This window comes from Neorhizobium sp. 05N33, assembly GCF_056397445.1.
In genome coordinates, this window is the sequence record NZ_JBFTNK010000012.1 from 59398 (window position 1) to 72342 (window position 12945).

The following is a 12945-nucleotide window of genomic DNA, read 5'->3' on the forward strand; positions in this document are numbered from 1 at the left end:
GGATATCACGACACAGGGAATACCATGCGCTTCTTTCTCGTGCCGCTTCTTCTTATCGGCTGGCCGCTCGCCGAAATCGCGGGCTTCGTGCTGGTCGGCAAAGCACTCGGCCTCTGGGCGACGCTCGGCCTGGTGATCGGTACGGCGTTGCTCGGAGCCGTCCTGCTGCGCAACCAGGGGATCCAGATCTTGAGACAGATTTCCACCGAGAGCCGCGACGGCCGCGCACCCGGCCGCGCCCTGATCGACGGAGCGATGATCGTCGTTGCCGGCATCATGCTGCTGCTGCCCGGTTTCATCACCGACATCATCGGACTGGCGCTGTTCATTCCCTTCGTGCGCAGCCTGATCTGGTCTGTGATCGGCCGGCGTATCGTGGTCGTCCGTTCGCCTCGCAGCAAGAGCTATCAATACGAAAGCCCGAGGCCTTCGCCGGAGGCCAACAAAACCGGGCCGGTGGTCGATCTCGACGAGCAGGACTACCATCGCGATCCCGATCCCTCCTCGCCCTGGGCCGGACCGAAAAGCAGGGAACCTTGAGGGGTTCAGCCCGTTGGCCAGGGTTGTAAGCCCACAAGCGAAATGTTAGAGGGCCTCAACGCTCCAAAGCCTCGAGGAAATCCCAATGGCAGATGATAACAACCAGGCCGAAACGCCGTCCCTCAACATCCTGGCGCAATACACCAAGGATCTCTCCTTCGAGAACCCGGGCGCTCCGCGCTCGCTGCAGGCGCGCGACAAGGCGCCGGCGATCAACATCAATGTCAACGTCAACGCCAATCCGCTTTCGGACGCCGATTTCGATGTTATCCTGACGCTGAACGCCGAAGCCAAGGAAGGCGACAAGATCGTCTTCGCGGCCGAGCTGGTTTACGGCGGCGTTTTCCGCATCACTGGTTTCCCCCAGGAGCACATGCTGCCGCTCCTCTTCATCGAGTGCCCGCGTCTCCTGTTCCCGTTCGCCCGCCAGATCATCGCCGACGTGACGCGCAACGGCGGTTTCCCGCCGCTGATGATCGACCCAATCGATTTCGCGCAGATGTTCACACAGCGCATGGCCGAAGAACAGGCTCGCTCCAAGGTCCAGGCACTCGACAGCTGAGATCGGATTTTTCGATTTGACGAAAGAGCCCGGGTTTCGACCCGGGCTTTTCTATTGGGCCTGCTTGTACTTCAGCCAGACCGCCTTGTCCTTCAGCGAGGTGACCATGGCCGCATGCGCTTCGATCTCGGTTTCCGTCAGCCGGCGGTCAAGCGGCCGCGGGCGGCCGGTCACCGCCACCACGACTTCATCGACCTCGACCACCGTCGCAGACCGTTCGTTGCCCATCAGGCCGAGCGCCGTCTGACGACCGCCGATCATCTCGATATAGACTTCGGCGAGCAGTTCGGAGTCGAGCAGCGCGCCGTGCTTGGTGCGGTGGGCGTTGTCGATGCCGTAACGGCGGCAGAGCGCATCAAGCGAATTCGGACCCATCGGGTGTTTGCGGCGGGCCATGGCCAGAGTGTCGATGACCTGGTCGGACATTACGGGGGGCAGGCCGAGGCGACCGAATTCTGCATTCATGAAGCCCATGTCGAAGGTGGCGTTATGGGCGATCCACTTGGCGCCATCGAAGAACTCGATGATCTGCTGGACGACATCGCCGAAGCTCGGCTTGTCCTTCAGGAACTCGTCGGTAATGCCATGGACCGCAAGCGCGTCCGGATGAACCTTGCGGTCGCCCGGATTGATGTAGAGATGAAGCGTCCTGCCGGTCGGAAAATTGTTGATCAGCTCAATGCCGCCGATTTCGATCACCCGATCGACCTTCGATTCGAGGCCTGTGGTTTCCGTATCGAAGATGATCTCACGCATTTGGTTTTTTCTCGCTCATCTTTCCGGCCTTCAGAGACGCGATGATCTCGCGTACCCGTTCCCTCGCCGCTTCCAGTCCAAGGCCCGTATCGACGAGAAAATCGGCTCTTTTGCGTTTTTCCGCATCGGGCATCTGGCGGGAGAGAATCATCGCCAATTTTTCCTCCGTCATGCCGGGACGCGCAAGCACCCTGTCGCGCTGTATCTGTGGATCGCAGGTGACAACAACAATAACATCGACGCGATCCTCGCCCTTCACTTCGAAGAGAAGCGGAATATCGAGGAGCACGAGGTCGGTACGGGCCTCCCTGTGGCGCGACAGGAAATCGACTTCACGCTTGCGGACCAGCGGATGGACGATCGCCTCGAGGGCCTGGAATTTCTCGGGCGCGGCCGAAAGCTGCCGGGACAGTTCCTGGCGGTCGATGACGCCATCCTTGACCGTGCCCGGAAACGCTTCACCGACGGGTGCCACTGCATCGGTGCGGTAGAGATCATGGACGACGGCATCGGCGTCATTCACCGGGACACCCTCTTCCGCGAACATTTTCGCGGTTGTGGATTTTCCCATTCCGATGGAGCCGGTGAGGCCGATGACGATCATCCGTGGTTTTCCATATCGGCGATGACGAGGTCCCGAAGAGTTTTATCGACAACCGGGCGACGGCCGAACCATTTTTCGAAGCCGGGCACAGCCTGGTGAAGCAGCATGCCGAGCCCGTCGACGATCGCGAAACCCTGTTCTTCGGCCTGAGTAAGCAGCGGCGTTTTCAAGGGTACGTAGACGATATCGGTGACGACTGCGCCGGACGCCAGCGGTGAGAAGTCAATCTCCGGCGCCTCGCTGCCGTCCATGCCAAGCGATGTCGTGTTCACGAACAGCCCGGCATCCGACATGACCTCATTCAAGGCTCCAACCGGGTGGGCGTGAACTTTCGAACCAAAGCGATCGGCGAGTTCCTCGGCCCGTGAAACAGTCCGGTTGACCACGTGGATCTCACTGACGCCGCGATCCCGTATCGCCTGGATGACAGCGCGGCTTGCACCACCGGCACCAAAGATTACCGCACGGCTGGTCCTGTCCCAACCTGGATGACGGTCGTCGAGATTGGCGGTAAAACCGTGGCCGTCGGTATTGGTGGCGTGCAGCAGTCCGTCTTCCATCCAGAGCGTATTCGATGCCCCGAGTTCTTCGGCAAGATCATCCGGTCGGTCGGCCAGCCTGAATGCGAGCTCCTTATGGGGGATGGTGACATTGCCGCCGCGAAAGCCGGAGCTCCCGTCTTTCAGCGATTGGATGAAGGCGGGAAAATCCGCTTCTGTGACAGCCTCAGCCGTGTAGGACCCGGCAATGCCGAACTGTTTCAGCCAGTGACCGTGGATCAGCGGCGAGCGGGAATGTTTCACCGGCCAGCCGGTTACGAAAGCATTAACCAAAAATGTTTCACGTGAATCAGCCATCGATCGCTCCCAATTCGCGCAGTTTCTCGAGGAGCGGCAGCATGGGCAGGCCGAGGATGGTGAAATAATCGCCCTCGATCCTTGAAAACAACTGGATGCCCTCGCCTTCCAACTGATAAGCGCCGACGCTCCCGTAGACCTTTTCGCCGACCCGCGACAGATAGCGATCGACGAAGGTTTCGTTTAGCTCGCGGACGGTCAGGTCCGCATGCGCGACATGCTCCCAGACGATCTCGCTGTCGCGCGCAAAAGCGATCGCGCTGTTCAGTCGATGGATCTTGCCTGAAAGGGAAAGCAGATTCTCTTTCGCTTCGGCAAGGGTCTTCGGTTTGTGATAAACCCGGCTTCCGAGCGACATGGTCTGATCCGAGCCTATCACAAGCGCGCCCGGAAAATGTGTGCTCACGTTGGCCGCCTTTGCCTTGGCAAGCGTCAGCGCCACCTGGTCAGGGCTTGCGCCTTCCAACCCAGCTTCAATCTTTCGCTCGTCGATCTCGGCCGCACGGCTTTCAAACGTCAGGCCGGCATTTTCCATCAGCATCCGGCGGAAGGGGCTGGAGGAGGCGAGTACGAGGGGCACTGTCACGAAAATCTCCCAAAGGCTGCAGGCGGATTCGCTTAACGCAGCTTCGGGCGCAGCGCAACGATTGCGGCTGCTGTCTCCTCGATCGACCGGCGCGTCACATCGATGACCGGCCAGTTCTGGCGGGCGCAGAGCGCGCGGGCATATTTCAGTTCCTCATTGATCGTCGCGCGGTCCGTATAGTGGCGCCGGTCGAAACCCTGGGTGACACCGAGTTCGCGGTTTTCACGCACCTGGCTGATCCGGTCGGTGGTCGCAATGAGACCGACGATCAACGGATGGGTCGCGCGGTATAGGCTATCGGGCAGTTCCACACCCGGCACGATCGGAATGTTGGCGGTCTTGATGCCGCGATTGGCGAGATAGATGCTGGTCGGCGTTTTCGAAGTGCGGCTGATGCCGATCAGCACGACATCCGCCTCGTCATAATCCTCCGGCATCTGGCCATCGTCGTGATCCATGCTGAAATTGAGCGCTTCGATGCGCTTGAAATAATCAGCGTTGAGCGCGTGCTGGGCCCCGACACGGCGACGGGACGGCGCCCCAAGATAAGCCTGAAAGGTCGCCATGACCGGTTCGAGAACATTGACGCAGGGTAGGCCCATTTCCCGACATCGCTGATCGATGAGCTCGGCCAGTTCCTGATCGACGATGGTATAAAGGACGATGCCCGGCTCGCGATCGAGCGCTTCGAGCACGGCCAGCAACTGCTTGCGGTTGCGGATCAGCGGATAAACATGCTCCACCGCTAGCGACGACTGGAATTGCGCCGAGGCCGCCCTGCCGGCGGAGATGAGAGTCTCGCCCGTCGAGTCAGATATGAGATGCAGATGGAAGAAGTTTTTTCTGTTCTCCACGCTAAACTTAACCCTTTGTTGATAACTCGGGAGAGACCATCGGGTTCTCCCAGGCCGGAACCAGGCCTCGGGAAAACCGCCCGGTTTTCCACATTCGCAGTTCCTGCGGATGCGGATCAGGCCTGCTTGTGCGTTCTGGGGATAGGCTCTTCGTCGCTCTTTTTCCTCCCCAGCTTATCCACAGATAGTGCCGAATTCCATTTCCCGCCATCCTCCTGAAATAACTTGCGAAATTCAAGCTATCCCAAGATCCCTCAACCGGAGGTGATTTTCTGTCCCGCGAGTAGCTGCAAAGCGGCGGATCGTCGCGTCGGCTGTGATTTGACTTTAATCCTTGCTACTCACCGACTCTAAGAAATAGAAATCTAGAAAGATTCATTTCTTATATTTTTAGGGAGAACCCATTGACCGGCGCATACCGGAAGATCATCCAAGTGCTGGAAGGCAAGACGGTCAGTCCACCACCAATCTGGCTCATGAGACAGGCAGGACGTTATCTGCCGGAATATCGGGAGACGCGGGCGGCGGCCGGAAGTTTTCTCGATCTCTGTTACACGCCGGATCTGGCTGTCGAGGTGACCTTGCAGCCGATCCGGCGCTACGGTTTCGATGCGGCGATCCTGTTTTCCGATATCCTGGTCATCCCCGATGCGCTGCACCGGAACGTGCGGTTCGTGCAGGGCGAAGGTCCGCAAATGGATCCGATCGATGTCGCTGGTATTCGGGCGCTGGACAGCGAAGGCGTTCTTGCCCATCTCGCTCCGGTCATGGAAACGGTTCGCCGGCTGAGACAGGAACTGCCCCAGGAAACCACGCTGCTCGGTTTCTGTGGTGCGCCCTGGACGGTTGCGACATACATGATCGCCGGCCACGGGACGCCGGATCAGGCCCCTGCCCGGCTGTTCGCCTATCGGCATCCTGAAGCCTTCGAGAGGCTGCTGTCGCTGCTTGCGGAAATCTCCGCCGAATATCTGATCGCGCAGATCGATGCTGGCGCCGACGCCGTGCAAATCTTCGATTCCTGGGCCGGTGTTCTGGGCGAGAAGGAATTCGACGCCTGTGCCGTGAAGCCTGTGGCCCGGATGATCGAGATCGTCCGCAGCGCGCGACCACAGGCGAAGATCATCGCCTTCGCCAAGGGTGCGGGCCTGAACCTGAAATCCTATCGGCAGAAGACCAAAGCCGATGCGATCGGCCTCGACTGGTCGGTGCCGCTGTCGTTTGCGGCCGAGTTGCAGAAGGATGGCCCGGTGCAGGGCAATCTGGATCCGATGCGGGTCGTCGCCGGCGGCAGGTCGCTGGAGGAGGGTATCGACGCCATTCTCGCTAAGCTTGGGCATGGGCCGCTGATCTTCAATCTCGGCCACGGCATCACCCCGGAGGCTAATCCGGATCATGTGCGCCAGCTGATCGAACGTGTGCGGGGAGCGAACGCGTGAGCGGAGAGGAGCTGCAGACGGGCACGCCGGCAGGGAGGAGATCGGCACTGCGCGCCTTCATCGCGCTTGCAGTCTTCATCGCCATCCTGGTTGCCGTCTATCTCGGTCAACCGAATGATTTCATCCTCTACGTCAAGGCTTTCCACGTCATCGCAGTGATGTCCTGGATGGCGGGCCTCCTCTACCTGCCGCGGCTGTTCATCTATCACAGCGATGCGGAACCCGGCTCGGCGCAGTCCGAAACCTTTAAGATGATGGAGCAGCGGCTGCTGAAGATCATCATGAACCCGGCGATGATGATCACTTGGGTTCTCGGTCTTTTTCTCGCTTGGGACGTCTACGAGTTTCGTGGCGGCTGGCTGCATGCGAAGATCGGGCTTGTCGTGCTGCTCACAATGGTGCATGTGCTGTTCAGCCGCGCGGTGCGCAACTTCGCGGTCGATGGTCCGCGAAAAACGCCGCGTTACTGGCGGATGATGAATGAACTCCCGACCGTTCTGATGATCGGGATCGTCATTCTGGTGATCGTGAAACCGTTCTGACGCGAGGATATTCTTTCTTTGGCAAGATTTCCGTCTTGCCCCTTGCGGCGTTCCACGTGAATCGCTATTTTCCTCCCCATCTCATCTCGTGGCATGCGTGTAATTTCCTGTCGTCCCCGGATCATCTTCCGCGGTAGCGAATTTCACCGACACGCCTATCCCCCCGAAATTCTCAATATGGTCCCCCCTTCATGGCTGAAATGAAGCTTCAAGAACTCAAGAGCAAATCCCCCACCGATTTGCTGACCTTCGCCGAATCACTGGAGGTCGAGAACGCCAGCACCATGCGCAAGCAGGAACTGATGTTTGCGATCCTCAAGGTTCTGGCGAGCCAGGACGTCGAAATCATCGGCGAAGGCGTGGTCGAGGTCTTGCAGGACGGGTTTGGTTTCCTGCGTTCCGCGAACGCAAACTATCTGCCCGGTCCCGATGACATCTATATCTCACCCTCCCAGATCCGCCGCTTCTCGCTGAAGACCGGCGACACGGTCGAGGGCCCGATCCGCGGTCCGAAAGAAGGCGAGCGTTATTTCGCCCTTCTCAAGGTCAACACGATCAATTTCGACGACCCGGAAAAGATCCGCCACAAGGTCCACTTCGACAACCTGACGCCGCTCTATCCGAACGAGCGGTTCAAGATGGAACTGGAAGTTCCGACTTCCAAGGATCTCTCCGCCCGCGTCATCGACCTTGTGGCGCCGCTCGGCAAAGGCCAGCGTGGCCTGATCGTCGCGCCGCCGCGCACCGGTAAAACCGTTCTGCTACAGAACATCGCCCACTCGATCACCGCCAATCATCCGGAATGTTATCTGATCGTCCTCTTGATCGACGAACGGCCGGAAGAAGTCACGGACATGCAGCGGTCGGTGAAGGGCGAGGTCGTCTCCTCGACCTTCGATGAACCGGCCGTACGCCACGTACAGGTCGCCGAAATGGTCATCGAGAAGGCCAAGCGCCTCGTCGAGCACGGTCGCGACGTCGTCATTCTGCTCGACTCGATCACCCGCCTCGGCCGTGCCTACAACACCGTCGTGCCCTCCTCCGGCAAAGTCCTGACGGGCGGCGTCGACGCCAATGCGCTGCAGCGTCCGAAGCGTTTCTTCGGTGCCGCTCGTAATATCGAAGAGGGTGGTTCGCTGACGATCATTGCCACGGCGCTGATCGATACCGGCAGCCGCATGGACGAAGTTATCTTCGAAGAATTCAAGGGCACCGGTAACTCGGAAATCGTGCTCGACCGCAAGGTCGCCGACAAGCGCATCTTCCCGTCGATGGACATCCTCAAGTCCGGCACACGTAAGGAAGACCTGCTGGTGCCACGCCAGGATCTCCAAAAGATCTTCGTGCTTCGCCGTATCCTTGCCCCGATGGGCACTACGGATGCGATTGAATTCCTGATCGACAAGCTGAAGCAAACGAAGACCAATGGCGATTTCTTCGACTCGATGAACACCTGATCCTTAGCCGGATTCAAATTAGATATGGAGCGCTCGGTTTTGCCGGGCGCTTTTCAGTTTAGTGCCGCCTCTGGTAAGTTGAACCCATGGCCCAGGCAGACAACGATACGATCTTCGCGCTCTCCAGCGGCACCCTGCCAGCGGGTGTCGCTGTTATCCGCTTGAGCGGTCCGCAGGCTTTCGACGCCGCGGTGGCTTTGGCTGGTGAACTGTCGGCCGATCGGAAGGCCGGACTCAGAACGATTCGGAGCCGCAACGGTCTGGTGATCGACCACGCTCTGGTTCTGGCATTTGCTGGTCCGAATTCGTTTACCGGCGAGGATTGCGTTGAAATGCATCTGCATGGCAGTCGGGCCGTCGTTTCCGCCGTCTATCAGGAACTGGAGGCGATCGGACTTCGGTTGGCGGATGCGGGCGAGTTTTCGCGCCGCGCGTTCGAGAACGGCAAGTTGGATCTGGTCGAGGTCGAAGGTCTGGCGGATCTCATCGCCGCAGAGACCGAGATGCAACGCCGCCTGGCGGTCGAGCAGGGTTTTGGTGGACAGTCGGCGCTTTATGTGGGTTGGGCCGAGAGATTGACCCGAGCTCGCGCGCTGATCGAGGCTGAACTCGATTTTGCCGATGAGGATGACGTCCCGGGGTCGGTGTCCGACAGGGTCTGGACAGAGGTCGGTGATCTTTATTTCGAGATCGAGGGACATATCGCTTCTGCAAAGGCGGGCGAGATTATCCGAGACGGCTACAAGGTGGTTATCGCCGGGCCGCCCAATGCGGGTAAATCCAGCCTGCTCAATGCTTTGGCAAAACGGGACGTTGCAATCGTCACCGAGATTGCTGGGACAACAAGGGATCTCCTGCATGTCGATATCGATATGGAGGGCTACCTCGTTCGTTTCTTCGATACGGCCGGGCTGCGCGAAAGCGAGGATCGCGTTGAGCAGGAAGGCGTTCGCAGGGCCAGGATCGCCATCGAGCAGGCCGATCTCGTTTTGCAGCTCGAAGAGATCGATTCGGACTCGAAACAAACTTACGACAGCGTGAAGGCTGAGGTTCTGCGGATCGGCACCAAGGTCGATATGCACCGACTATCGGCTGGTTATGACCTTGCCATTTCCAGTGAGACGGGAGACGGGCTGGAGGAATTGCGTTCGCGGATCCTGTTAAAGCTCAAGGAGACTTGGTCCGGATCGCTGGTTCCCAACCGGCAGCGGCACCTTCAGTATCTCAAAGAGGCTTCCCATTTAATCGCAGAAGCGCTAAACGGCCAGGAACTTGATCTTCGAGCCGAGAGCCTTCGGGCGGCCGCGTCGTCATTGGGCCGCATCACCGGCCGGGTCGATGTGGAACAGCTCCTTGACGTAATCTTTTCGCAGTTCTGCATCGGTAAGTGATTCACGTGAAACAGGGCGCTTTGCGCGGTTTCATAAGGTGACCAAATGGAAAAGACATTCGACGTAATCGTCATCGGTGGCGGACATGCTGGCTGCGAGGCTGCGAGTGCCGCTGCGCGCTTGGGCGCACAGACCGCTCTTATAACCCATAATCGGCAGACGGTGGGTGTCATGTCCTGCAATCCCGCAATTGGCGGACTTGGCAAGGGTCACCTTGTCCGTGAAGTCGATGCGTTCGATGGGCTGATGGGACGTGTTGCGGATGCCGCGGGCATCCAGTTCCGCCTTCTCAACCGAAAAAAGGGGCCGGCGGTGCGCGGGCCGCGGACGCAAGCCGATCGCAAGCTTTACCGCCAGGCGATGCAGCGCGAGATTTTCAACCACCCCAATCTCACGGTCATTGAAGGGGACGCGTTTGACGTGGAAATCCAGGCTGACCGCGTGACCGCCGTGGAATTGAAGGATGGCCGTCGATTCGGATGCGGAACGGTTGTCCTAACGACCGGCACGTTCCTTCGGGGTTTGATCCATATCGGCGACCAAAAGGTCCCCGCAGGTCGCGTCGGGGAGGCTCCCTCCCTGGGGTTATCGGAGACCCTTTTACGGTTCGGCCTGCGGCTTGGCAGGCTGAAGACCGGTACGCCTGCCCGGTTGGACGGAAATACGATCGATTGGGCACGGGTTGGCCGGCAGGAAGGCGACGAAGATCCGGTGCCCTTCTCTTTTATGACCGACCGGATTACCACGAAGCAGATTGCCTGTGGCGTCACCCGCACGACGGAGGCGACGCATCGGATCATTTCGGACAATATCCATCGGTCTGCGATGTATTCCGGACAGATCGAGGGTGTCGGTCCGCGTTATTGTCCATCGATCGAGGACAAGATCGTCCGCTTTGGCGAACGCGACGGGCATCAGATCTTTTTGGAGCCGGAAGGCCTGGACGACTCGACTGTCTATCCAAACGGCATTTCGACCTCGCTTCCCGCCGAGGTCCAGGCAGCGTTTATTCACACCATTCCAGGCTTGGAGGCGGTGTCGATCATCCAGCCCGGCTACGCAATCGAATATGATCACGTGGATCCGCGAGAGTTGACCGCCGCCCTTGAAGTCAAGAAGATTCCCGGCCTCTTTCTTGCGGGCCAGATCAATGGAACGACGGGTTATGAGGAGGCTGCGGCTCAGGGCTTGGTTGCCGGGCTCAATGCCGCGCGTAAAGCTTCCGGCGGCGACGCCTATCACTTCAGCCGCGCCGATTCCTACATAGGAGTCATGGTGGACGACCTGACATCCCGTGGGGTCACCGAACCTTACCGGATGTTTACGTCGCGCGCTGAATATCGCCTTTCGCTTCGAGCTGATAATGCGGATGTTCGATTGACTGAAAAAGCCATCGAACTTGGTTGCGTGGGAGCAGAACGGGCATCAAGGTTTCGCGATTATACCCAGGCACTAGATGCCGGCAGGGAATTACTGCAGTCTCGCAACCTGACGCCCAATGAGGCACATCGCTTTGGTCTGAAGTTGAATAAGGACGGCCAGCGACGGACGGCGTATGAGTTATTGGCTTATCCTGACCAATCGCTGGACGCGCTTACGACCATCTGGCCGGAACTGGAGCAACTTCCGCCAAAGGTTGCTGAAGCATTGGAGATCGAGGCGTCCTACGCGGTCTATATGAACCGGCAAGCGGCCGACATCCATGCCACCCACCGGGACGAGGCGCGAATTATCCCGCAAGCCTTTGATTTTTCAGCGCTTCCGGGACTTTCCAATGAACTCAAACTGAAGCTAACGGCGGCAAACCCCGGCAATCTGGCACAGGCGTCCAAGGTTGACGGAATGACGCCCGCTGCCCTTGCGCTCATTCTAGCACTCCTTCGCAAAGAAGAAGCTGCACCGCAGCGCGTCAAGCGAGTCCTGTAATGCTTCTGAACGGCAAGAGTGTTTCACGTGAAACGCAGGAAAAGCTTGAGCACTTTGCAGCGCTTTTCCAGAAGTGGGCCAAGGCCATCAATCTGGTTGCTCCCTCCACACTGGACGAATTGTGGCGGCGTCATATTGCTGATAGCGCCCAAATCTTCCAACTCTCCCCTCATCCATATAGATGGCTCGATCTTGGTTCCGGGGGTGGCTTCCCTGGCGTGATAACGGCCATTTTTCTGGCCGAGACACAACAGGGATGGGTTCATCTGGTTGAGAGCAATCAGAAAAAGGCCGCGTTTCTTCGAGTGGCGCTCAATGAAACGGGTGCCAGGGGTTCAGTCCATCCTTTGCGAATCGAATCAGCCTTTACGGCCCTTCCCGATTGCGAGCGCATCTCCGCCAGAGCCCTTGCCGAGCTCGATCCACTTCTTTCCTACACATCGCCTTGGATGATTAGCAAAGATACAAGAGCTTTTTTCCATAAAGGCAGGGATTACGCCGCGGAAGTCGAGAAAGCCCGTGGCCGTTGGTCGTTCGATCTGGTAAAACATCAGAGTGCCGTCGAGCCGGATTCAGTTATCCTCGAGATTAGCAATTTAAGGCACAAAGAACCCTAGATTTTCAGGTGCTGAATGTTTGAAAGAAATCGGGTTATCACGATTGCCAACCAAAAAGGCGGCGTGGGCAAGACAACGACGGCAATCAACCTGGCAACGGCCCTTGCGGCAATTGGCGAACGCGTTCTGATCATCGACCTTGATCCGCAGGGCAATGCCAGCACCGGGCTGGGTATCGACCGTCGAGACCGCAAGCTCTCTTCCTATGATTTGTTGATGGGATACAACTCCATAGCGGAGACGGCGCTCGAGACGGCGGTTCCAAACCTGCACATCGTTCCCTCGACGATGGACCTGCTTGGATTCGAAATGGAAATTTCCCAGGCTTCTGATCGGGCATTCAAGCTTCGAAGCTCTTTGAGCGGCGATGACGCCCTGGTCTATTCCTATATTCTTCTGGACTGCCCCCCATCGTTCAACCTGTTGACGATGAATGCCATGGCCGCGGCTCATTCCATCCTGGTACCGTTGCAATGCGAGTTCTTTGCACTGGAAGGGTTGAGCCAGCTACTCGAAACGGTCGATCAGGTGCGCCGCAGCGTCAATCCGTCGCTCGACATCCAAGGAATCGTCCTCACCATGTTCGATGCCCGAAACAACCTGGCTCAACAGGTTGTCAATGATGTGCGGACGCATCTTGGCGAAAAAGTCTATCATACGCTGATTCCGCGCAATGTCCGTGTATCCGAGGCGCCTTCTTACGGTAAGCCGGCGATCCTCTACGATCTGAAATGCGCGGGCAGCCAAGCTTATTTGCAACTGGCTTCCGAAGTCATCCAGCGAGAACGCAGGCGTAAAGCCGCCTGATTCAGAC

At 58.4% G+C, this 12945-nt stretch carries 14 protein-coding genes; 9 read left to right on the forward strand and 5 right to left on the reverse strand.

The window, feature by feature from the left end; translation table 11 throughout:
- Positions 1–24: 24 nt before the first annotated feature.
- Together AC1DLT_RS24195 and secB are read left to right on the forward strand one after the other, a co-directional pair.
- Positions 25–540 (forward strand): FxsA family protein, encoded by a 516-nt coding sequence (locus AC1DLT_RS24195; protein ID WP_477488436.1) that lies wholly within the window; start codon positions 25–27, stop codon positions 538–540.
- An 85-nt stretch (positions 541–625) separates the two neighbouring features.
- Complete coding sequence (gene secB / locus AC1DLT_RS24200; RefSeq protein ID WP_038591599.1) at positions 626–1102, forward strand: protein-export chaperone SecB; 477 nt, start codon at positions 626–628, stop codon at positions 1100–1102.
- Between the two features lie 51 nt (positions 1103–1153).
- On the opposite strand, the gene dnaQ is transcribed toward secB, so the two are convergent.
- From dnaQ to AC1DLT_RS24225, 5 genes are read right to left on the reverse strand one after another with little or no spacing between them, the layout of a single operon-like run.
- Positions 1154–1858 (reverse strand): DNA polymerase III subunit epsilon, encoded by a 705-nt coding sequence (gene dnaQ, locus AC1DLT_RS24205; protein ID WP_477488437.1) that lies wholly within the window; start codon positions 1856–1858, stop codon positions 1154–1156.
- Positions 1851–2462 (reverse strand): dephospho-CoA kinase, encoded by a 612-nt coding sequence (gene coaE / locus AC1DLT_RS24210; protein ID WP_477488438.1) that lies wholly within the window; start codon positions 2460–2462, stop codon positions 1851–1853. Before coaE ends, dnaQ begins: the two co-directional genes overlap by 8 nt.
- Positions 2459–3319 (reverse strand): shikimate dehydrogenase, encoded by an 861-nt coding sequence (locus AC1DLT_RS24215; protein ID WP_477488439.1) that lies wholly within the window; start codon positions 3317–3319, stop codon positions 2459–2461. Before AC1DLT_RS24215 ends, coaE begins: the two co-directional genes overlap by 4 nt.
- Positions 3312–3905 (reverse strand): Maf-like protein, encoded by a 594-nt coding sequence (locus AC1DLT_RS24220; RefSeq protein WP_477488440.1) that lies wholly within the window; start codon positions 3903–3905, stop codon positions 3312–3314. Before AC1DLT_RS24220 ends, AC1DLT_RS24215 begins: the two co-directional genes overlap by 8 nt.
- 32 nt (positions 3906–3937) lie before the next feature.
- Positions 3938–4759 carry a pyruvate, water dikinase regulatory protein gene (locus AC1DLT_RS24225; RefSeq protein WP_038547357.1) on the reverse strand — a complete coding sequence of 274 codons (822 nt, stop codon included), beginning with the start codon at positions 4757–4759 and terminating at the stop codon, positions 3938–3940.
- A 404-nt stretch (positions 4760–5163) separates the two neighbouring features.
- Between AC1DLT_RS24225 and hemE the strand changes: the two genes are divergently transcribed.
- The 7 genes from hemE (at position 5164) to AC1DLT_RS24260 (ending at position 12938) form a co-directional block, all read left to right on the forward strand.
- Positions 5164–6198, forward strand: coding sequence for a uroporphyrinogen decarboxylase (gene hemE / locus AC1DLT_RS24230; protein ID WP_477488441.1), 1035 nt, complete (start codon positions 5164–5166; stop codon positions 6196–6198).
- Positions 6195–6740, forward strand: coding sequence for a protoporphyrinogen oxidase HemJ (gene hemJ / locus AC1DLT_RS24235; RefSeq protein WP_477488442.1), 546 nt, complete (start codon positions 6195–6197; stop codon positions 6738–6740). Before hemE ends, hemJ begins: the two co-directional genes overlap by 4 nt.
- A gap of 191 nt (positions 6741–6931) precedes the next feature.
- Positions 6932–8197 (forward strand): transcription termination factor Rho, encoded by a 1266-nt coding sequence (rho, locus tag AC1DLT_RS24240; protein ID WP_105404823.1) that lies wholly within the window; start codon positions 6932–6934, stop codon positions 8195–8197.
- 86 nt (positions 8198–8283) lie between these two features.
- Positions 8284–9588 (forward strand): tRNA uridine-5-carboxymethylaminomethyl(34) synthesis GTPase MnmE, encoded by a 1305-nt coding sequence (gene mnmE, locus AC1DLT_RS24245; protein WP_477488443.1) that lies wholly within the window; start codon positions 8284–8286, stop codon positions 9586–9588.
- 45 nt (positions 9589–9633) lie between these two features.
- Positions 9634–11514: a tRNA uridine-5-carboxymethylaminomethyl(34) synthesis enzyme MnmG gene (gene mnmG, locus AC1DLT_RS24250; RefSeq protein WP_477488444.1), complete on the forward strand. Its 1881-nt coding sequence runs from the start codon at positions 9634–9636 to the stop codon at positions 11512–11514.
- Positions 11514–12131 (forward strand): 16S rRNA (guanine(527)-N(7))-methyltransferase RsmG, encoded by a 618-nt coding sequence (gene rsmG, locus AC1DLT_RS24255; RefSeq protein ID WP_477488445.1) that lies wholly within the window; start codon positions 11514–11516, stop codon positions 12129–12131. Before mnmG ends, rsmG begins: the two co-directional genes overlap by 1 nt.
- Positions 12132–12146: 15 nt before the next feature.
- Positions 12147–12938, forward strand: a complete 792-nt coding sequence (locus AC1DLT_RS24260) for a ParA family protein (RefSeq protein ID WP_477488446.1) — start codon at positions 12147–12149, stop codon at positions 12936–12938.
- Positions 12939–12945: the final 7 nt, after the last annotated feature.